The sequence below is a fragment of the Enterobacter sp. 50793107 genome (genome assembly GCF_001463365.1).
Classification (GTDB): Bacteria; Pseudomonadota; Gammaproteobacteria; order Enterobacterales; family Enterobacteriaceae; genus Enterobacter; species Enterobacter cloacae.
In genome coordinates this window covers 1-21,669 of the sequence record NZ_LNII01000050.1, presented here as the reverse complement: position 1 = coordinate 21,669, position 21,669 = coordinate 1, and the positions used below count along the sequence as shown (strand labels likewise).

Annotated in this window: 15 protein-coding genes and 1 pseudogene; 7 read left to right on the top strand and 9 right to left on the bottom strand. The window is 54.4% G+C overall.

Going from position 1 to position 21,669, the window contains the following annotated elements; genetic code table 11:
* Positions 1–18: 18 nt before the first annotated feature.
* From APU11_RS06370 to aroP, 3 genes are all read right to left on the bottom strand, one after another.
* Positions 19–969: a family 43 glycosylhydrolase gene (locus APU11_RS06370; protein WP_058651096.1), complete on the bottom strand. Its 951-nt coding sequence runs from the start codon at positions 967–969 to the stop codon at positions 19–21.
* Positions 962–2,374 carry an MFS transporter gene (locus tag APU11_RS06365; RefSeq protein ID WP_020688510.1) on the bottom strand — a complete coding sequence of 471 codons (1,413 nt, stop codon included), beginning with the start codon at positions 2,372–2,374 and terminating at the stop codon, positions 962–964. Before APU11_RS06365 ends, APU11_RS06370 begins: the two co-directional genes overlap by 8 nt.
* Positions 2,375–2,540: 166 nt before the next feature.
* Complete coding sequence (gene aroP / locus APU11_RS06360; RefSeq protein WP_013095594.1) at positions 2,541–3,911, bottom strand: aromatic amino acid transporter AroP; 1,371 nt, start codon at positions 3,909–3,911, stop codon at positions 2,541–2,543.
* A gap of 537 nt (positions 3,912–4,448) precedes the next feature.
* On the opposite strand from aroP, the gene pdhR reads away from it, so the two are divergent.
* The 4 genes from pdhR to lpdA all read left to right on the top strand — a co-directional run bounded on the left by pdhR (position 4,449) and on the right by lpdA (position 11,529).
* Entirely contained in the window at positions 4,449–5,213 is a 765-nt protein-coding gene (pdhR, locus tag APU11_RS06350) for a pyruvate dehydrogenase complex transcriptional repressor PdhR (RefSeq protein WP_013095596.1), read from the top strand.
* Positions 5,214–5,336: 123 nt separating this feature from the next.
* Positions 5,337–8,000 carry a pyruvate dehydrogenase (acetyl-transferring), homodimeric type gene (aceE, locus tag APU11_RS06345; RefSeq protein WP_013095597.1) on the top strand — a complete coding sequence of 888 codons (2,664 nt, stop codon included), beginning with the start codon at positions 5,337–5,339 and terminating at the stop codon, positions 7,998–8,000.
* Between the two features lie 14 nt (positions 8,001–8,014).
* The gene (aceF, locus tag APU11_RS06340; RefSeq protein WP_058651095.1) at positions 8,015–9,907 is read left to right on the top strand and encodes a pyruvate dehydrogenase complex dihydrolipoyllysine-residue acetyltransferase; all 1,893 of its coding nucleotides are present in this window, start codon (positions 8,015–8,017) and stop codon (positions 9,905–9,907) included.
* 197 nt (positions 9,908–10,104) lie between these two features.
* Positions 10,105–11,529 (top strand): dihydrolipoyl dehydrogenase, encoded by a 1,425-nt coding sequence (gene lpdA, locus APU11_RS06335; RefSeq protein WP_014830669.1) that lies wholly within the window; start codon positions 10,105–10,107, stop codon positions 11,527–11,529.
* A gap of 52 nt (positions 11,530–11,581) precedes the next feature.
* Here the strand turns inward: lpdA and APU11_RS06330 are convergent, their stop codons facing one another.
* Positions 11,582–12,373 carry a DUF2950 family protein gene (locus APU11_RS06330; RefSeq protein ID WP_058651094.1) on the bottom strand — a complete coding sequence of 264 codons (792 nt, stop codon included), beginning with the start codon at positions 12,371–12,373 and terminating at the stop codon, positions 11,582–11,584.
* A 10-nt stretch (positions 12,374–12,383) separates the two neighbouring features.
* Complete coding sequence (locus APU11_RS06325) at positions 12,384–13,928, bottom strand: DUF3300 domain-containing protein (RefSeq protein WP_058651093.1); 1,545 nt, start codon at positions 13,926–13,928, stop codon at positions 12,384–12,386.
* 419 nt (positions 13,929–14,347) lie between these two features.
* Between APU11_RS06325 and acnB the strand changes: the two genes are divergently transcribed.
* Both acnB and yacL read left to right on the top strand, forming a co-directional pair.
* Positions 14,348–16,945, top strand: a complete 2,598-nt coding sequence (acnB, locus tag APU11_RS06320) for a bifunctional aconitate hydratase 2/2-methylisocitrate dehydratase (RefSeq protein WP_013095602.1) — start codon at positions 14,348–14,350, stop codon at positions 16,943–16,945.
* Positions 16,946–17,135: 190 nt separating this feature from the next.
* A complete protein-coding gene (gene yacL, locus APU11_RS06315) occupies positions 17,136–17,498 on the top strand; it encodes a protein YacL (protein WP_045292712.1) in 363 nt (120 codons plus the stop codon).
* A 31-nt stretch (positions 17,499–17,529) separates the two neighbouring features.
* On the opposite strand, the gene speD is transcribed toward yacL, so the two are convergent.
* The 3 genes from speD to APU11_RS06300 all read right to left on the bottom strand — a co-directional run bounded on the left by speD (position 17,530) and on the right by APU11_RS06300 (position 19,656).
* Positions 17,530–18,324: an adenosylmethionine decarboxylase gene (gene speD / locus APU11_RS06310; RefSeq protein ID WP_013095609.1), complete on the bottom strand. Its 795-nt coding sequence runs from the start codon at positions 18,322–18,324 to the stop codon at positions 17,530–17,532.
* Positions 18,325–19,194: a polyamine aminopropyltransferase gene (speE, locus tag APU11_RS06305; protein ID WP_013095610.1), complete on the bottom strand. Its 870-nt coding sequence runs from the start codon at positions 19,192–19,194 to the stop codon at positions 18,325–18,327. It abuts the gene before it with no gap.
* A 114-nt stretch (positions 19,195–19,308) separates the two neighbouring features.
* A complete protein-coding gene (locus APU11_RS06300; protein ID WP_014830675.1) occupies positions 19,309–19,656 on the bottom strand; it encodes a YacC family pilotin-like protein in 348 nt (115 codons plus the stop codon).
* A 145-nt stretch (positions 19,657–19,801) separates the two neighbouring features.
* Here APU11_RS06300 and cueO point away from each other — a divergent pair, with 145 nt between their 5' ends.
* Positions 19,802–21,361: a multicopper oxidase CueO gene (gene cueO, locus APU11_RS06295; protein WP_058651092.1), complete on the top strand. Its 1,560-nt coding sequence runs from the start codon at positions 19,802–19,804 to the stop codon at positions 21,359–21,361.
* Positions 21,362–21,469: 108 nt separating this feature from the next.
* On the opposite strand, the pseudogene APU11_RS28655 reads toward cueO, so the two are convergent.
* A pseudogene (locus APU11_RS28655) lies at positions 21,470–21,669 on the bottom strand (IS4 family transposase); the annotation flags it as partial.

Genomic DNA, 21,669 nt, shown 5'->3' with positions numbered 1-21,669 from the left:
ACCCGCGTGCCGTAGCGGTTAAGGCGTATCTGCAGGTGGGATGCCAAAATCAGGCATCCCGTTTTCGTGCCAGCGGACGAGCTTCAGGCGGGTATGACGATTGGGGTCATAAAGCGGATCGCCTTCAATTTCGGTGTAATTTCGCGCGTGATACACCAGCACATCTTCTCCTTCGGGCGTTTGCGTAAAGCTGTTATGGCCTGGCCCATACTGGCGGTTTTCGTAGCTGGTGACGAAGACCGGGCGCGAGGCCTTGTGCCAGTTCGCAGGATTTTGCGGATCGGCATTGATCTCTGTCCACAGCAGCCCCATGCAGTAGTTCTCGTCGGTCGCGCTGGCGGAATAGCTGATAAACAACTTGTCGCCGTGGAACAGCACCGCCGGGCCTTCGTTGACCCAGAAGCCGCGGCACTCCCAGTCATATTCCGGTTTACTGAGCATCACCGGCTCGCCTTTCAGCGTCCACGGGTTCTCCATTTCACTTAAATAGAGATTGGAGTTGCCGGAGATATCCGGGGCTTTTTGCGCCCACAAATACCAGCGTTTCCCCTGATGCACGAACGTGGTCGCGTCCAGCGCAAAGGTGTCGAACGGCGTTTTTACCTGGCCTTTTTCAGTCCACGTGCCGGTTAGCGGGTCGCGGTCGGCACACTCCAGCACAAACATGCGGTGCTGGAACATGCCCAGACCATCCAGCGCCTGGGTGTGCGCGGCGGCAAAATAGATGTACCACTTACCGTCGATATGATGCAGTTCCGGTGCCCAGATAAGCTGGCTCATTGGGCCAGTCTCCGGTTTGCGCCATACGACCACCTCGTCGGCACTGCGCAGCCCTTCCAGCGACGCTGCCCGGCGGATCGCCAGCCTGTCGTATTGCGGCACGGAGGCGATAAAATAATATTGCCCTTCATGACGCAGAACGTACGGGTCAGCGCGTTGTTCTATAAACGGGTTAGGCCAGTTATGCATGCGGCGTTCCTTCTTTTGTTTCGGCTCTCGTTTCCTGCCAGGCGTTCAGTTCGCTGTAGTTGGTGCGGCGTTTCTCCAGGTCGAGCTGGATCTGTTTCATGGTTTCCCGATCCACTTTCAGCAGTCGCACTACGCCCGCAGTGATCAAATACCCCACGCCCGGGATCACGGTAAACAGCAGAACGATCCCGTTAATGGCCTCTGCGCTTTGCGCTTTCGCACCGGCGTCGTAGCCATACCAGGAGAGCAGGAAGCCCACCATCGCGCCAGCAATCGCCAGCCCCAGCTTGAGGAAGAAGATATTGCCCGAGAAGCTGATCCCGGTGATGCGTTTACCGGTTTTCCACTCGCCATAGTCGTCCACATCGGCCATTAGCGACCAGTGCAGCGGAGATGGGATCTGGTGAAGAATGTTAAGCAGGAAGTAGAGCACCACGATGGTGACGGTCGCTTTCGGGTCGAAGAAATAGAACGCACAGGAGAAAAGCGCCAGCACGATGTTGGTCCAGAAGAACACTTTCAGTTTACACCAGCGGTCGGTCAGCACTTTCGCCAGCATACTGCCGAGCATCATTCCCACCACGCCCAGGCTGATAAACAGGGTGGCAAAGTGAGTGCTCTGGCCCATTACCCAGGTGACGTAATACATGGTGGCCGCCATGCGGATAAAGCCCGGGCAGACGTTGCAGAGCGTCAGCAGCAGAATGCGTACCCACTGGTCGTTTTTCCACACGTCCTTCAGATCGTTTTTCAGCTCATCATGGGTCTGCACCGCCGGACGTACGCGCTCGCGCACGGTGGCGAAGCAGAACAGGAACATACAGGTACCAATCAGCGCCAGCACGGTCATCGCCATCTGGTAGCCTTTGGCTTTGTTATCGCCACCAAACCAGTCCGCCATCGGCAGGAGCGTGAGCGACAGTAAAAGCGTGGCAATACCCACCATCACAAAGCGATAGGACTGGCAAGCCACGCGCTCTTTTGGGTCATTGGTGATCACGCCGCCCAACGAGCAGTAGGGAATGTTGATGGCCGTATAGGTTAACGAGAGCAGGAAGTAGGTCACAAAGGCATAGATAACTTTGCTGTTATAGCTCCAGTCTGGCGTGGTGAACATCAGGATACTGAATAGCGCATAGGGGAACGCAATCCACAAAAGCCATGGACGAAACCGCCCATATTTACTGCGGGTACGGTCCGCGATGGCCCCCATGATCGGGTCCGTAACGGCATCTATAACGCGCACGGACAGCAGCAACACGCCGACCAGCGCAGGTGCCAGCCCAAAAATATCGGTATAAAAATAATTAACAAACAACATGATGGCGCCGAAGATGATATTGCATCCTGCATCGCCCATCCCATAGCCGATCTTCTCTTTTACTGACAGTTTATTGTTATCCATTGACTGCTCTCCGGGTGACGGTATGGAGAGAATTATTTGCTGGCTAATCGATATATGCGTTGCAGTATCAGGGCGGTGATATGGATAAAGCGGCTGACGAGGTGAATTTGTGAGGAAGGTAACAAACGCTCAGCACCCGCGAAACGAGTGCTGAGCTGAGGGGTTATTAATGTGCTTTTACGGTTTTACCGTTTTTCTGTTTTACCAGATACCCCACGCCGAGGATCGCAATCCAGACCGGTATCAGGTAAACGGAAATCGCCATGCCTGGGGTGAGCAGCATAATCACCAGCACGCCCGCCATAAACAGCAGGCAAACCCAGTTACCCAGCGGATAGAGCAGGGCAGGGAAGCGGGTGGTTACGCCCTGCTGCTGTTTAGCGCGGCGGAACTTGATGTGCGCCAGGCTGATCATCGCCCAGTTAATCACCAGAGCCGAGACCACCAGGGCCATTAGCAGGCCAAACGCCGATTCGGGGGCCATGTAGTTAATCAGCACGCAAAGCGCCGTCACGATAGCCGAAACAATGATGGTATTGACCGGCACGCCGCGCTTATCGACGTTCAGCAGGGCTTTTGGTGCGTTACCCTGCTGCGCAAGGCCGAACAGCATGCGGCTGTTGCAGTACACGCAGCTGTTGTAGACGGAAAGCGCCGCCGTCAGCACGACGATATTGAGCGCATTCGCCACGAAGGTATCGCCCAGTTCGTGGAAGATAAGGACGAACGGGCTGGTGTCGGCCGTGACGCGTGTCCACGGCAGCAGTGAGAGCAGAACGGCCAGTGAACCCACATAGAAGATCAGAATTCGGTAGATAACCTGATTCGTCGCTTTCGGGATGCTTTGCTCCGGGTTGTCGGCTTCAGCGGCGGTGATCCCCACCAGCTCCAGCCCCCCGAAGGAAAACATAATAATGGCCATCATCATCACCAGACCGGTCATCCCGTGAGGCAGGAATCCACCTTGCTCCCAGAGGTTACGCACCGTGGCCTGTGGGCCACCGTTGCCGCTGAACAGCAGCCAGCCGCCAAAGATAATCATCGCCACCACGGCAATGACTTTGATGATGGCAAACCAGAACTCCATCTCACCGAACACTTTTACGTTGGTCAGGTTGATGGCGTTGATAATGACGAAGAACGCTGCCGCAGAAACCCAGGTTGGGATCTCGGGATACCAGAACTGAATGTATTTCCCCACGGCGGTCAGTTCTGCCATGGCCACCAGAACGTAAAGCACCCAGTAGTTCCAGCCGGAAGCGAAACCGGCAAAACTGCCCCAGTATTTGTAGGCAAAGTGACTGAACGAGCCTGCAACCGGCTCTTCAACGACCATCTCACCTAACTGGCGCATGATCAGAAACGCAATAAAACCTGCGATAGCGTAACCCAAAATAATGCCTGGACCGGCCGACTGGATGACGGATGCGCTTCCCAGAAACAGGCCAGTGCCGATAGCACCACCCAATGCGATGAGCTGTATATGGCGGTTTTTAAGGCCGCGCTTTAGCTGATCGCCGTGCTGTTGAGCTTCCATTTGAAACCTCGTGTGTGGTTGTTATGTTCACGCTGTGCGTGTGTAATTATGAATATCCGTTTTCTGTATTTATTTCTTTACGGTTAATAAGACCGAAAAAAGCGGAGATGTCTTCCGTAAGCGCAAGAATAGTGGTAAGCGCATGTGAATGCACCTGCTTTATGAAGGGCTGATGACGAGTTGAATAAAAAGAAAGCATTTGTAAATCGCACCGTTAATTCTTACTACCCCAACCTATAGAATAGAAATGCCTTAAAAGTGGGCGAATTTTCATTTTTTGCGTTGTTGAATCGCTTCAGATTGCAAAAACCCTCGTTTCATTATGGTTAAAACTCCCTCTTTGGTAGTAATCAGCTCATTTGTGCAAAGTTACATTTCTGAAACGTTATTTCTGTAAGGTTGTTAAAATGTGCAGGGTTTACTGATTTCAATCAAAACCAATATGGACAGAAGGTGAATACTTTGTTACTTTAGCGATACGAACTTGAAATTGGTAAGACCAATTGACTCCGGGCAAAAAGGCGTAAGACAGGGAATATGGCCTACAGCAAAATTCGCCAACCAAAACTATCCGATGTGATTGAGCAGCAGCTGGAGTTTTTAATCCTCGAGGGGACACTGCGCCCGGGTGAGAAACTTCCGCCAGAACGCGAGCTGGCTAAACAGTTCGACGTATCCCGCCCCTCTCTGCGTGAGGCGATTCAACGCCTCGAAGCAAAGGGCTTGCTGCTTCGTCGCCAGGGCGGCGGAACCTTTGTTCAAAACAGCCTGTGGCAGAGCTTCAGCGATCCGCTGGTAGAACTTCTCTCTGACCACCCAGAATCCCAGTTTGATCTGCTTGAGACCCGTCACGCGCTTGAAGGTATCGCGGCCTATTACGCCGCCCTTCGCAGCACTGATGAAGATCGCGTGCGTATCCGCGAACTGCATCAGGCCATTGAACGGGCACAGCAGTCCGGCGATTTAGACGCCGAGTCCAATGCCGTCGTCCAGTATCAGATTGCCGTCACCGAAGCGGCACACAACGTAGTGCTCCTCCATCTGCTACGCTGCATGGAGCCGATGCTGGCCCAGAACGTTCGTCAAAATTTTGAATTGTTGTATGCCCGTCGGGACATGCTCCCGCTGGTAAGCAACCATCGCACCCGAGTATTCGAGGCGATAATGGCCGGGGAACCGGAGCAGGCGCGCGAAGCGTCGCACCGACATCTGGCTTTCATTGAGGAAATCTTGCTGGACCGCAGCCGAGAACAATCGCGTCGCGAACGTTCATTACGCCGCATACAGCAACGAAAGGATTAAGCGCCAGGTACTTTTAGAGCGCGGCAACTAAACGCAGAACCTGTCTTATTGTGTTTTCTGACGAAAATACAATGGGACAGGTTCCAGATAAATCAACGTATTAGATAGATAAGGAATACCCCCATGTCAGAACGTCTCCAAAATGACGTGGATCCGATCGAAACTCGCGACTGGCTACAGGCGATCGAATCGGTCATCCGTGAAGAAGGTGTTGAGCGCGCTCAGTATCTGATTGATCAGCTGCTTTCTGAAGCCCGCAAAGGCGGCGTGAAGGTTGCTTCAGGTGCAGGGGCTAGCAACTACGTAAACACGATTGCCGTTGAAGACGAACCGGAATACCCGGGCAATCTGGATCTGGAACGCCGTATCCGTTCTGCTATCCGCTGGAACGCCATCATGACCGTTCTGCGTGCGTCCAAGAAAGATCTGGAGCTGGGTGGCCACATGGCGTCCTTCCAGTCCTCTGCGACCGTTTACGAAGTGTGCTTCAACCACTTCTTCCGTGCTGCTAACGAGAAAGACGGCGGCGACCTGGTGTACTTCCAGGGCCACATCTCTCCGGGCATCTATGCACGTGCATTCCTGGAAGGTCGTCTGACTGAAGAGCAGATGAACAACTTCCGTCAGGAAGTTCACGGTAAAGGTCTGTCTTCTTACCCGCACCCTAAACTGATGCCTGAATTCTGGCAGTTCCCGACCGTATCCATGGGTCTGGGCCCAATCGGTGCAATCTATCAGGCGAAATTCCTGAAGTACCTGGAACACCGCGGTCTGAAAGATACCTCTGAGCAAACCGTTTACGCCTTCCTGGGCGACGGTGAGATGGATGAGCCAGAATCTAAAGGTGCGATCACCATCGCTACCCGTGAGAAGCTGGACAACCTGTGCTTCATCATCAACTGTAACCTGCAGCGTCTGGATGGTCCGGTAACCGGTAACGGTAAGATCATCAACGAACTGGAAGGCATCTTCGCAGGTGCTGGCTGGAACGTTATCAAAGTAATGTGGGGTTCACGTTGGGACGAACTGCTGCGTAAAGACACCAGCGGTAAACTGATCCAACTGATGAACGAAACCGTTGACGGTGACTACCAGACCTTCAAATCCAAAGACGGTGCCTACGTTCGTGAGCACTTCTTCGGCAAATATCCTGAAACCGCCGCACTGGTTGCAGACTGGACTGACGAGCAGATCTGGGCGCTGAACCGTGGTGGTCACGATCCGAAGAAAATCTACGCAGCACTGAAAAAAGCGCGCGAAACCAAAGGTAAAGCGACTGTAATCCTGGCCCACACCATCAAAGGTTACGGCATGGGTGATACCGCAGAAGGTAAAAACATCGCTCACCAGGTTAAGAAAATGAACATGGACGGCGTGCGCTACATCCGCGACCGCTTCAACGTGCCAGTGACCGATGAACAGGTAGAAAACCTGTCTTACATCACCTTCCCGGAAGGTTCTGAAGAGTACAAGTACCTGCACGAACGTCGTCAGGCGCTGAAAGGCTACCTGCCAGCTCGTCAGCCTAACTTCACCGAGAAACTGGAACTGCCAGCGCTGGAAGACTTCTCTCAGCTGCTGGAAGAGCAGAACAAAGAGATCTCCACCACTATCGCTTTCGTTCGTGCCCTGAACGTGATGCTGAAGAACAAGTCGATCAAAGATCGTCTGGTGCCAATCATCGCTGACGAAGCGCGTACTTTCGGTATGGAAGGTCTGTTCCGTCAGATCGGTATCTACAGCCCGAACGGCCAGCAGTACACCCCGCAGGACCGTGAGCAGGTTGCATACTACAAAGAAGACGAGAAAGGTCAGATCCTGCAGGAAGGTATCAACGAGCTGGGCGCAGGCGCATCCTGGCTGGCTGCTGCGACCTCCTACAGCACCAACAACCTGCCGATGATCCCGTTCTACATCTACTACTCCATGTTCGGGTTCCAGCGTATCGGTGACCTGTGCTGGCAGGCAGGCGACCAGCAGGCTCGCGGCTTCCTGATTGGTGGTACTTCCGGTCGTACGACCCTGAACGGTGAAGGTCTGCAGCACGAAGATGGCCACAGCCACATTCAGTCTCTGACTATCCCTAACTGTATCTCTTACGACCCGTCTTACGCGTACGAAGTGGCAGTCATCATGCATGACGGTCTGCAGCGCATGTACGGCGAAGCGCAAGAGAACATTTACTACTACATCACCACCCTGAACGAAAACTACCACATGCCGGCAATGCCAGCAGGTGCCGAGGAAGGTATCCGTAAAGGTATCTATAAACTCGAAACCATTGAAGGTAGCAAAGGTAAAGTTCAGCTGCTGGGCTCCGGTTCTATTCTGCGTCACGTTCGTGAAGCAGCGCAGATCCTGGCGAAAGACTACGGTGTGGGTTCCGACGTGTACAGCGTGACCTCCTTCACTGAACTGGCGCGTGATGGCCAGGATTGTGAGCGCTGGAACATGCTGCACCCAATGGAAACCCCACGCGTTCCGTACATCGCTCAGGTGATGAACGACGCGCCAGCGGTGGCGTCTACTGACTATATGAAACTGTTCGCTGAGCAGGTTCGTACTTACGTTCCAGCTGATGATTATCGCGTACTGGGTACTGACGGCTTCGGTCGTTCTGACAGCCGCGAAAACCTGCGTCACCACTTCGAAGTTGATGCTTCTTACGTGGTTGTAGCAGCACTGGGCGAACTGGCTAAACGTGGCGAAATCGATAAGAAAGTGGTTGCGGACGCAATTACCAAATTCAACATCGATGCAGAAAAAGTTAACCCGCGTCTGGCGTAAGAGGTAAAAGAATAATGGCTATCGAAATCAATGTACCGGACATCGGGGCTGATGAAGTTGAAATCACCGAGATCCTGGTCAAAGTAGGCGACAAAGTTGAAGCTGAACAGTCGCTGATCACCGTAGAAGGCGACAAAGCCTCTATGGAAGTCCCGTCTCCTCAGGCTGGCATCGTTAAAGAGATCAAAGTCTCTGTTGGCGATAAAACCGAGACTGGCAAACTGATCATGATTTTCGATTCCGCCGACGGTGCAGCAGCTGCTGCACCTGCGCAGGAAGAGAAGAAAGAAGCTCCGGCCGCCGCTGCTCCAGCAGCTGCCGCGGCAGCGAAAGAAGTTAACGTGCCTGACATCGGCGGTGACGAAGTTGAAGTCACTGAAATCCTGGTGAAAGTGGGCGATACCGTTGCGGCTGAGCAGTCTCTGATCACCGTAGAAGGCGATAAAGCGTCTATGGAAGTGCCGGCGCCGTTCGCGGGCACCGTTAAAGAGATCAAGATCAACACCGGTGACAAAGTGTCTACCGGCTCTCTGATCATGATCTTCGAAGTGGCGGGTGCTGCACCTGCCGCTGCGCCAGCTCAGGCTGCGGCTCCGGCTCCAGCGGCTGCACCAGCAGCAGGCGGCGTGAAAGACGTTAACGTTCCTGACATCGGCGGTGACGAAGTCGAAGTGACCGAAGTGATGGTGAAAGTGGGCGACAAAGTTGCCGCTGAACAGTCACTGATCACCGTTGAAGGCGACAAAGCCTCTATGGAAGTGCCTGCGCCGTTCGAGGGTACCGTTAAAGAGATCAAAATCAGCACCGGCGACAAAGTCTCTACCGGCTCTCTGATCATGGTCTTCGAAGTGGAAGGCGCTGCGCCTGCTGCCGCTCCGGCTGCCGCAGCTGCTCCAGCACCGGCTGCTGCACCGGCTCAGGCTGCTAAACCAGCGGCACCTGCTGCAAAAGCGGAAAGCAAATCTGAGTTCGCTGAAAACGACGCTTACGTCCACGCGACCCCGCTGATTCGTCGCCTGGCGCGCGAATTCGGCGTGAACCTGGCGAAAGTGAAAGGGACTGGCCGTAAAGGTCGTATCCTGCGCGAAGACGTTCAGGCTTATGTGAAAGACGCGGTGAAACGCGCTGAAGCTGCACCAGCTGCAGCCGCAGGCGGCGGTATCCCGGGCATGCTGCCATGGCCGAAAGTGGACTTCAGCAAGTTCGGTGAAATTGAAGAAGTGGAACTGGGCCGCATCCAGAAAATCTCTGGTGCTAACCTGAGCCGTAACTGGGTCATGATCCCGCACGTTACGCACTTCGACAAAACCGATATCACCGATCTGGAAGCGTTCCGTAAACAGCAGAACGCCGAAGCTGAGAAGCGTAAACTGGACGTGAAATTCACCCCAGTGGTCTTCATCATGAAAGCCGTTGCCGCTGCCCTGGAGCAGATGCCACGCTTCAACAGCTCCCTGTCCGAAGATGGCCAGAAGCTGACGCTGAAGAAATACATCAACATTGGTGTTGCGGTTGATACGCCAAATGGTCTGGTTGTTCCGGTCTTCAAAGACGTGAACAAGAAGAGCATCACTGAGCTGTCCCGTGAACTGACCACCATCTCCAAAAAAGCGCGTGATGGTAAGCTGACTGCCGGCGAAATGCAGGGCGGCTGCTTCACTATCTCCAGCATCGGCGGCCTGGGTACTACCCACTTCGCACCGATTGTTAACGCGCCGGAAGTGGCTATCCTCGGTGTGTCCAAGTCCGCGATGGAGCCGGTGTGGAATGGCAAAGAGTTCGTGCCGCGTCTGATGATGCCAATCTCTCTGTCCTTCGACCACCGCGTGATCGACGGTGCTGATGGTGCGCGTTTCATCACCATCATAAACAACATGCTGAGCGACATTCGCCGCCTGGTGATGTAAGTGAAAAGCCGGCCAGTCGGCCGGCTTTTTTCTGTTAATCTCATGTGGTTTGTGAGGTTATTGGCGAAAGCGACAATTCGTGAGCCGTTTGTTGTTTCAAAATTGTTAACAATTTTGTAAACTGCGGGCGGATAGAACGTCCCGGTGGATGAAGGGCGACAAGTACCTGGACCGCCGGAAATCAATAAGAGGTCATGATGAGTACTGAAATCAAAACTCAGGTCGTGGTACTTGGGGCAGGTCCCGCAGGTTACTCTGCAGCCTTCCGTTGCGCTGATTTAGGTCTGGAAACCGTCATCGTAGAACGTTACAACACCCTTGGTGGTGTTTGTCTGAACGTAGGTTGTATCCCTTCTAAAGCGCTGCTGCACGTAGCGAAAGTTATCGAAGAAGCCAAAGCGCTGGCTGAACACGGTATCGTCTTCGGCGAGCCGAAAACCGATATCGATAAAATCCGTACCTGGAAAGAGAAAGTTATCACTCAGCTGACCGGTGGTCTGGCTGGCATGGCGAAAGGCCGTAAAGTAAAAGTGGTTAACGGTCTGGGTAAATTCACCGGCGCGAACACTCTTGAAGTGGAAGGCGAAAACGGCAAAACCGTAATCAACTTCGACAACGCGATCATCGCGGCGGGCTCTCGTCCAATCGAACTGCCATTCATTCCACATGAAGATCCACGCGTGTGGGATTCCACCGATGCCCTGGAACTGAAAACCGTTCCAAAACGTCTGCTGGTTATGGGCGGCGGTATCATCGGTCTGGAAATGGGTACCGTGTACCATGCACTGGGTTCAGACATTGACGTGGTTGAAATGTTCGACCAGGTTATCCCGGCTGCGGATAAAGACATCGTTAAAGTCTTCACCAAGCGTATCAGCAAGAAATTCAACCTGATGCTGGAAACCAAAGTGACTGCCGTTGAAGCGAAAGAAGACGGTATTTACGTTTCCATGGAAGGTAAAAAAGCGCCATCCGAACCACAGCGTTATGACGCCGTGCTGGTGGCGATCGGCCGTGTGCCGAACGGTAAGAACCTCGACGCGGGCAAAGCTGGCGTGGAAGTGGACGACCGTGGCTTCATCCGCGTTGACAAACAGCTGCGCACTAACGTGCCGCACATCTTTGCTATCGGCGATATCGTCGGTCAGCCAATGCTGGCGCACAAAGGTGTTCACGAAGGTCACGTTGCCGCTGAAGTTATCGCCGGCATGAAACACTACTTCGATCCGAAAGTGATCCCATCTATCGCGTACACCGAGCCAGAAGTGGCATGGGTCGGTCTGACCGAGAAAGAAGCGAAAGAGAAAGGCATCAGCTACGAAACCGCCACCTTCCCGTGGGCTGCTTCTGGCCGTGCTATCGCTTCCGACTGCGCAGACGGTATGACCAAACTGATCTTCGACAAAGAGACTCACCGCGTTATCGGTGGTGCGATTGTCGGTACCAACGGCGGCGAGCTGCTGGGTGAAATCGGTCTGGCGATCGAAATGGGTTGCGACGCGGAAGACATCGCGCTGACCATCCACGCTCACCCAACTCTGCACGAGTCCGTGGGCCTGGCGGCAGAAGTGTTTGAAGGTAGCATCACCGACCTGCCAAACGCGAAAGCGAAGAAGAAATAAGTTTCTTCAGACAAAAAAAGCGGCCTGTGGCCGCTTTTTTTATGTGCTGGATTCAGGGAGCCACAGGCTGCCAGGTTTTATCCGGGTTATAGGTAGTTAACGCCTGGGCTTTCTGCTCAGAGTCATTGCCGAGATCGGCCTGGTACACTTTGTCATCCTGGTTTATCACAAAGCTCATGACGCCTGTCTGGCCATAGCTGACGGGCCATGCCACCATCGCAAAGCCTTTCTCATCAGGCAGGATACGGAACCGATAGCCGTGATAGCCTGCACCGGGCTCTTTGGGGCTGAAGGCTGGTCCCAGCGGGCTGGGGGCTTCACCCGGCGAAACGGGCCAGTAGAGACCATCTTTTTTCCCTTCAGAGCTGACAATTTTCTGCGCGTATTTTTGATTCATGGCGAAATAGCTCTGCTGGGCATCCACATAGGCATGTAATGCTTCGATGGCAGCAAGCTCGTTACGCCCGATCTCGCGGGTCAGGATCTCCTCGGCGCCCTCCTTGATATCGAATTGCCATCCGGCAGCGGATTTGACAACCGGGATGGGCAACTGCCAGTCGTTATTTCCGACGACCAGATGCGCCGTATTACCATCGATAACCGTGTTGTGCCGCACCTTCCAGTCGCGCAGGAAACGATCGACGGCCTCAGGATCGACCCCTTCTGGCGGCAGAAAATCGCGCCAGTTCTCTCCAAGCAGATTGTTCATTGCCGTTTCATTCTGTTCACTGATGGCATGTGCCAGCGCATCGGTCGCCTGAGCGGGTGTACTGAAGGATTGCTGTGCCATCGCAGCGGCGGACATCATGAACAACACCATTCCACAGACAAGATTCTTTTTCATGTTGGCTCCCTTAACGATGACGGAATTCACGGTGTTCAGCACGTCCGGCAGGGGCCTGACGCGGCTGCTGATGACGGGCAGCCAATTGTCTGCTTTGCGCCCCCCGTTGCTGCTGGGCTTGCCAGTTGGCAGAGCGGCTGTCGTTACCGCTCAGGGCATTTGCGCGAGGCTGGCTGGTTCGCTGCGGGATATGGCGTTGCTGGGCTGGCTGCGCGATCCGTTTCTCCTGTCGCTGGGTTACGGCAGGGTGATTATCACGCTGCTGCGAGGTGGTTCGCTTTGCCGTTTGCGGTCTGGTGTCGTAGCCACGGTAGTTGTTGCGCTGGGATATCTGCTTCAGCTGTTCGCCTGAAATCTGGCGCTGTGCATCTTTGGTTCCCGGACGCGCGGTTTGCGGGAAGGTTTTACCCGTCGATTTTTCCATCTGGCTTAGGGCCGCCTGACGCTGGCTGTCGCGGTTAACCGGTTTTTGCTGCGTAGAACTGAGCCCCGTTACCGTGTTAGTGGAATGGAAGCGGTTATTAAGCTGGCTGGTGGGGTAGGGCACACCTTCCCGATACGCCGGGTTATGCTGCCAGGTGCGGTTGGCATCCGTCAGGCGTTGCCCACTGATTTTGTTGAAGTTCTCAACGTTAATATTGATATTGTTATCACCGTTGCGGTTATAGCCGCCGTGATTCCAGTCATCGTCATGATGGTGGTCCCAGTCGTCGTCATCATCCCAGTCGATGTTGCTGAAGATGGCGTAGGTTGTCGCCACACCCAGGCTGAAGCCTAAGCCTTTGACCAGACTGTCCGTAAACTGCTCTCCCGGAGAAGGAGGAAGATAGGTTGGCGGGTAAGCCGTGTTTGGCCAGGTACCGTAAACGGTATTGGGGTTATAGGTAGGGACGTAAACGACCTGCGGATCCGCGGATTCAATTTTGATCACCGTCGGGGCAGGCGTGGTGGAAGTCGTCGATTCGCTGGTGGCCGATTTGGCCGGGGCAGGTTTCGTCACGGTGGTGACTGTCTGCTGAGGCGTCGATTGTAAGGCGCCGGTCTTTTGAGCCAGCGCGCGCAGGCGTTGGACGGAATCCATGACATCTTTCGGTTGTGCGAGAAATGCATCCCCCAGATTTTGTACCCACGGCGGGTTTTCACCCATCAGCGACATCAGTTGAGGAAACGCGACCAGCGATTTTACGCTGGGATCCCAGGGCTGGCTGGCAACGGCCTGGATAGCGGCGTCTCCTTCCATTTTAGGGTTGTCTTTGGACCACTGCGCCGCCTGGATGACGTTGGCCGGGTAGGTCGAGGCCATTAAAATTTGTGACAGCAGGGCATCCGGATAGAGCGCGATGGGAGCAACCCACTGATCGATTTGCGCGGCCGTATAGGCTGGGGCGACGACGGGGGCGGGTTGCGCTGCTGCGGGGGTTACCGGTTGTTGTGCGACGGGAGCGGGGACGACAGGCTCTGTCGCCCGACTTTTGACAAACATGACGCCTGAGGCGGCAAACAGCCCGGCACTGCACAGAAGAACAAGCAGATGTGGTTTAAAGGGCAACTTCATAAAATGACTCCAACGAGACAAGCGCTGTGCCGTGAGGCGTTACGGTTGGCGTGAGTATTATTCACTCGCCTTTTACTGTTTTGACTTTTGTTGGGGAACTGCCGGTACGTCCGGATAAAGAGTGTGAGTATTTATTACACAATTATATGTGATAGCTGAAAAGCCGCTGGATTTCAGAAGGCCGCTCTTGCGAGCGGACCGCAACTAGTTGCCAAAATTCCCCCCGTCCGCCCGCTACACCATGCTTAACGATTCAGCAAATTTTTTAATGTTGCTTTTTTGTAAACGGATTAACACTGTGCAGAAATCCTGCTATGCTGCCCGACGCGGTATCGGGCATTTACCCTACAAACTGCTGTCTCACAGGAGCGTGAAGAGAACGCCCGCCGCATATGACAATGAGAGCGAGGAGAACCGTCGTGCTAGAAGAATACCGTAAGCACGTAGCAGAACGTGCCGCCGAGGGAATTGTACCCAAACCGTTAGATGCAACCCAAATGGCCGCGCTCGTCGAGCTGCTGAAGAACCCGCCTAAGGGCGAAGAAGAATTCCTGTTAGATCTGCTGATCAACCGCGTACCGCCTGGCGTAGATGAAGCTGCCTACGTAAAAGCCGGATTCCTTGCTGCTATCGCCAAAGGCGAAGCCACCTCCCCACTGGTTACTCCTGAAAAAGCCATTGAACTGCTCGGCACCATGCAGGGTGGTTATAACATTCATCCGCTGATTGACGCGCTGGATAACGACAAGCTGGCACCGATTGCCGCTAAAGCGCTCTCTTCAACGCTGCTGATGTTCGATAACTTCTACGATGTGGAAGAAAAAGCCAAAGCAGGCAACGTCTATGCGAAGCAGGTGATGCAGTCCTGGGCCGATGCCGAATGGTTCCTGAACCGTCCTGCGCTGGCTGAAAAAATTACCGTTACCGTATTCAAAGTCACCGGTGAAACCAACACCGATGACCTCTCTCCGGCACCGGATGCATGGTCTCGCCCGGATATCCCGCTGCACGCTCTGGCGATGCTGAAAAACGCCCGTGAAGGCATTGAGCCGGATCAGCCAGGCGTTGTCGGCCCGATCAAACAGATCGAAGCCTTGCAGAAAAAAGGGTTCCCGCTGGCTTACGTCGGTGACGTAGTCGGTACCGGTTCTTCCCGTAAATCCGCCACTAACTCCGTCCTGTGGTTTATGGGTGACGATATTCCGCATGTGCCGAACAAACGCGGTGGCGGCTTGTGCCTGGGCGGTAAGATTGCCCCAATCTTCTTCAACACCATGGAAGATGCTGGCGCACTGCCAATCGAAGTGGATGTCTCTAACCTGAACATGGGCGACGTGATTGACGTTTACCCGTACAAAGGTGAAGTCCGTAACCACGACACCAACGAGCTGCTGGCGAGCTTCGAGCTGAAAACCGACGTGCTGATCGACGAAGTGCGTGCCGGTGGCCGTATCCCGCTGATCATCGGTCGTGGCCTGACCACCAAAGCGCGTGAAGCGCTGGGTCTGCCGCACTCAGACGTGTTCCGTCATGCGAAAGACGTAGCAGAAAGCAATCGTGGCTTCTCGCTGGCGCAGAAAATGGTTGGCCGTGCGTGCGGCGTGGCCGGTATCCGTCCTGGCGCTTACTGCGAGCCGAAGATGACCTCTGTGGGCTCTCAGGACACCACTGGCCCAATGACCCGTGACGAGCTGAAAGACCTGGCGTGCCTGGGCTTCTCGTCCGATCTGGTCATGCAGTCCTTCTGTCACACGGCGGCGTATCCGAAGCCGGTTGACGTAACCACGCACCACACGCTGCCAGACTTCATCATGAACCGTGGCGGCGTCTCCCTGCGTCCGGGCGACGGCGTTATCCACTCCTGGCTGAACCGTATGCTGCTGCCGGATACCGTCGGTACCGGCGGTGACTCCCATACCCGTTTCCCGATTGGTATCTCCTTCCCTGCGGGCTCCGGTCTGGTGGCGTTTGCCGCAGCGACCGGCGTGATGCCGCTGGATATGCCGGAATCGGTACTGGTGCGCTTCAAAGGTAAAATGCAGCCGGGTATCACCCTGCGCGACCTGGTTCACGCTATCCCGCTGTATGCCATCAAACAGGGCCTGCTGACCGTTGAGAAGAAAGGTAAGAAGAACATCTTCTCTGGCCGCATCCTGGAAATTGAAGGGCTGCCGGATCTCAAAGTTGAGCAGGCATTCGAACTGACCGATGCGTCCGCAGAGCGTTCCGCCGCGGGTTGTACCATCAAGCTGAACAAAGAGCCGATCATTGAGTATCTGAACTCTAACATCGTCCTGCTGAAGTGGATGATTGCGGAAGGCTACGGTGACCGTCGTACGCTGGAGCGTCGTATTCAGGGGATGGAGAAATGGCTGGCGGATCCGCAGCTGCTGGAAGCCGATGCTGACGCAGAATATGCGGCGGTGATCGATATCGATCTGGCAGACATTAAAGAGCCAATTCTCTGTGCGCCGAACGATCCTGACGATGCGCGTCTGCTGTCTGACGTGCAGGGCGATAAGATCGACGAAGTGTTCATCGGTTCCTGTATGACCAACATCGGTCACTTCCGTGCTGCCGGTAAACTGCTGGATACTCACAAAGGCCAGCTGCCAACCCGCCTTTGGGTAGCGCCACCAACCCGTATGGATGCGGCGCAGCTGACTGAAGAGGGTTACTACAGCGTGTTTGGTAAGAGCGGTGCGCGCATCGAAATCCCGGGCTGTTCCCTGTGTATGGGTAACCAGGCGCGCGTGGCAGACGGTGCGACGGTGGTCTCCACCTCTACCCGTAACTTCCCGAACCGTTTAGGTACCGGTGCGAACGTCTACCTGGCTTCTGCTGAGCTGGCGGCGGTTGCGGCGCTGATTGGCAAACTGCCAACGCCGGAAGAGTACCAGACCTTCGTTGCTCAGGTTGATAAGACGGCGGTGGATACCTATCGCTATCTGAACTTTGACCAGCTCTCTCAGTACACCGAGAAAGCTGACGGGGTTATCTTCCAGACGGCGGTATAAAAGCAAAACCGTCTCCACGAGACGGTTTTTAGTGTTTGCACCCTCTCCCGTGGGAGAGGGCCGGGGTGAGGGCATCAGGCCGCAGGGCCTTGCTCTCACCTTTTTTATTTTCATTCCTCCCACCTCACACGCTTTTTTTCTTCCTCTCTGCTGCGATAATTACCGTAATGGCTTTGCAGAGGAAAACACTATGGATTACGAATTTCTGCGCGACATCACCGGGGTGGTGAAAGTGCGTATGTCGATGGGCCACGAAGCCGTTGGACACTGGTTTAACGAAGAAGTGAAAGAAAATCTAGCGCTTCTTGATGAAGTTGAACAGGCGGCGAATGCGATAAAAGGCAGTGAACGCTCCTGGCAACGTGCGGGTCATGAATACACGCTGTGGATGGATGGCGAAGAGGTGATGGTGCGGGCCAATCAGCTGGAATTCTCGGGCGACGAGATGGAAGAGGGGATGAGCTACTACGACGAAGAGAGCCTGTCGCTGTGCGGCGTGGAGGACTTTCTGCAGGTCGTGGCGGCGTACCGGGAGTTTATGAAACAGAAATAGCACACAGGAGCGTCCTTGCTCCGTGCGCGTCTTACACGGCCGGAATATTGCGGCCGTAGTAGATTTCGCGCATCTCTTTCCAGAGCAGGTCGGTAATGACCTTACGCTCTTCTTCGCTTAAATCTTCTGGCTTTGTGTGGAACATGTAGTGCTTAAGGTCAAACTCCTTAAGCAGCATCTTGGTGTGGAAGATGTTCTCCTGATACACGTTCACGTCCATCATGTCGTACAGCGATTTCATGTCCTCGGACATAAAGTTCTGAATGGAGTTGATCTCGTGATCGATAAAGTGCTTCATGCCGTTGATATCGCGCGTAAAACCACGCACACGATAATCAATGGTGACGATATCGGATTCCAGCTGGTGAATTAAATAGTTCAGCGCGTTTAGCGGGGAGATCACGCCGCAGGTGGATACTTCGATATCGGCGCGGAACGTACACAGGCCGCCTTCCGGGTGGCTCTCCGGGTAGGTGTGCACGCAGATATGGCTTTTATCGAGGTGGGCGACAACCACTTCAGGCAGCGGGCCCGGATGCTCGGTTTTGTCGATAAGCTTAGGATCGACCGGCTCTTCGCTGACCAGAATGGTCACGCTGGCGCCCTGAGGTTCATAATCCTGGCGGGCGATGTTCAGAATATTTGCGCCGATAATAGAGCAGGTTTCCGACAGGATCTCGGTCAGTCGGTTGGCATTGTAGAGTTCATCGATATAGGCGATGTAGCCATCGCGCTCTTCCGCTGTTTTGGCGTAGCAGATATCGTAAATACAAAAACTCAGGCTTTTGGTCAGGTTGTTAAAGCCATGCAGTTTAAGCTTTTTCAATTAGTTCACCCCCTGGGAGGACAGTGCATCTTGCAGGTACTGTGGCAAGGCGAAGGCTGCGGTATGGACCGCCGGATTGTAGTAACGGCACTGGAGACCTGCCTGATGGAAGCGCGCCTGGATAATCTCCGTGGAGAGATGACGCAGGACGTCGTTATCCGTCGCCCAGGCAAAGGTCATGATCCCGCCGTAGTAGGTCGGAATGGCAGCCTGATAGAAGCTAACATCGCCAAAATAGGTGCTCAGTTTGCGGTGGCTGTCGAGCGCTTCATCCTGCTGCAGGAAGCAGACGCCATTTTGCGCCACGAAGATACCGCCAGGGTTCAGACAACGCTTGCAACCCTCGTAGAACGATGAGGTAAACAGCGAGGCTCCCGGGCCGATAGGGTCGGTACAGTCGGAGATAATGACGTCAAACGTCTGAGTTGTCTGGTTGACGAAGTTCACGCCATCGTCAATCACCAGCTTAAAGCGCGGATCGTCGTAGCTACCCGCATTATGGTTAGGCAGGTACTGACGACAGAATGAGACCACGCCCGCGTCGATCTCTACCATGGTGATGGTTTCAATGGACTGGTGGCGGGAGACTTCGCGCAGCATCGCCCCGTCGCCGCCGCCGATAATCAGCACGTGCTTCGCGTGGCCATGGGCCAGCAGCGGGACGTGGGTCATCATCTCATGATAGATAAACTCATCTCGCTCGGTGGTTTGCACCACGCCGTCCAGCGCCATTACGCGGCCAAAAGCGGCATTCTCGAAGATGATCAGATCCTGATGATCGGTTTTCTCATGATAAAGCACGTTATCAACGGCAAAGTACTGACCAAACTGGTCATGCAGTGTTTCATGCCACAACGTGTGGTCGGCCATACGCGGACTCCTCTTCGTTAACATCCGTTACACTCACGAAAAATGAGCGAAACATGATAGCTAACTATAACCGTGGTTGCACGGTTCCAGGCGAAACAAGAGGCGTCGGGAAGGTTATTTCACGTAGGCGAGCAGGCTAAGCGAATCGCGGGCAAGCGCTTTGCATTTTTTTGCCGTTGGGATGCCAATACCGCTTAAATCACGGTAACTGTCTTCACCGAGCGCTTTCATGTCGAAGCTGTCGTAGTTGCTGAGGTCCCATTGGTTCTGCTGGGCAAAAAAGACCAGTGCGCGACGAATTTGCCCGTTGGGTAAATTCTGGTAGCCACAATCATTTTTCAGGAACACAAAAACCGCCGTCAGATCGGCCATATCTTCCGCTTCATTTTCACTGAGCGCATAGCTGTTCGCACACATTGCCATCAGGCTGGTGAACAAAATTGTCCTGAAAAACGTCTTCATTGCTTCTACCACTGCATCACGGAAAATCAACGTTAGCATATTTGGTGCCAGTGCGACGATCTTTATTATTGCCGCGTTACTTGACCTTCCGGTAAGGGGAGGGTTTATGCTCAAAAGATCGTCTGCACGAAATAAGGAAATGAATATGCAACGTCGTGAATTTCTAAAATATTCCGTTGCGTTGGGGGTTGCCAGCGCATTACCACTGTGGAGTCGCGCGGTTCTGGCGGCTGACAGACCTGCCTTGCCCATTCCTGATTTATTGACCGCCGATGCCCGTGGCCGTATCCAGCTGGTGGTTCAGTCCGGTAAAACGGCCTTTGGCAAATATAACGCCACCACCTGGGGCTATAACGGCAATGTGCTTGGCCCGGCGTTGCAACTGCGCAGAGGAAAAGCCGTCACCGTTGATATTCACAACACGCTGGCAGAAGAGACGACGCTGCACTGGCACGGGCTGGAAGTGCCGGGCGAGGTCGACGGCGGCCCGCAAGGGATTATAAAAGCGGGCGGGAAGCGCACAGTGACCTTTACCCCCGAGCAGCGGGCGGCGACCTGCTGGTTCCACCCGCATCAGCATGGCAAAACGGGCCATCAGGTGGCCATGGGGCTGGCAGGCCTGGTGCTGATTGAAGATGACGAAAGTCGCTTGCTGCGTCTGCCCAAACAGTGGGGTATCGACGATGTGCCGGTCATTGTGCAGGACAAAAAATTCTCCGCAGACGGTCAGATTGATTATCAGCTGGATGTGATGACCGCGGCGGTAGGCTGGTTTGGCGATACGCTGCTGACTAATGGGGCGATCTACCCCCAGCACGCTGCACCAAAAGGCTGGCTGCGGTTACGTCTGCTTAACGGATGTAACGCGCGCTCGCTGAACTTTGCCACCAGCGATAATCGTCCGCTGTACGTCGTGGCGAGTGACGGAGGACTGCTGCCTGAGCCGGTCAAAGTGAATGAACTCCCTGTGCTGATGGGCGAGCGCTTTGAGGTGTTGGTGGACATCAGCGACGGTAAGTCATTTGACCTGGTGACGCTCCCGGTCAGCCAGATGGGGATGGCCGTTGCGCCATTCGATAAGCCGCACCCGGTTTTACGTATTCAGCCGCTGCAGATCACCGCCTCTGGTACGCTGCCGGACACCTTAACCAAGCTGCCGGCGCTTCCGTCGCTGGATGGGCTTACGCAACGTAAGCTGCAGCTCTCCATGGATCCGATGCTCGACATGATGGGCATGCAGGCGCTGATGAAAAAGTATGGCGATCAGGCGATGGCGGGGATGCACCACGGGCAGATGATGGGCCATATGAACATGGATCACGGCAAGATGGGCGGTATGAATCACGGCGGTCACGGGTTTGATTTCCATAATGCCAATATGATCAACGGCAAAGCGTTCGATATGAACACGCCAATGTTTGCTGCTACAAAAGGGCAGTTTGAGCGCTGGGTGATTTCAGGCGAAGGCGACATGATGATGCATCCGTTCCATATTCACGGCACCCAGTTCCGTATTCTTTCAGAGAACGGCAAAACGCCGGATGCGCATCGCGCGGGCTGGAAAGATACAGTGAGAGTGGAAGGCGGTGTCAGCGAGGTGCTGGTGAAGTTTGACCACGAGGCGCCAAAGGAGTTTGCCTATATGGCGCACTGTCATCTGCTGGAACACGAAGATACGGGGATGATGCTGGGTTTTACCGTATAAAAAAGCCGGGTGGCGGCTTCGCCTTACCCGGCCTACATTTCGCAGGTGCGGCCTGATGCCCTCACCCTGGCCCTCTCCCGGTGGGCTGAGGGATCCCCAGTAATATGGTCATGCCACCATGACCATATTACTGTACTCTTTTCCCAGCTTTTTCATCTCGTTAACTATATTCAGGCGTCTTACTTTCCCGGGCTCATGCCGGATGACTTCTTCTGCCAGACTCAGATATGACAGAACCCGTCTGTGCCTGATGCTGCTTGCCTGATAGTGCCAGTGTAAACACTGCCTTTCTGCCCTGTAACCTGCCA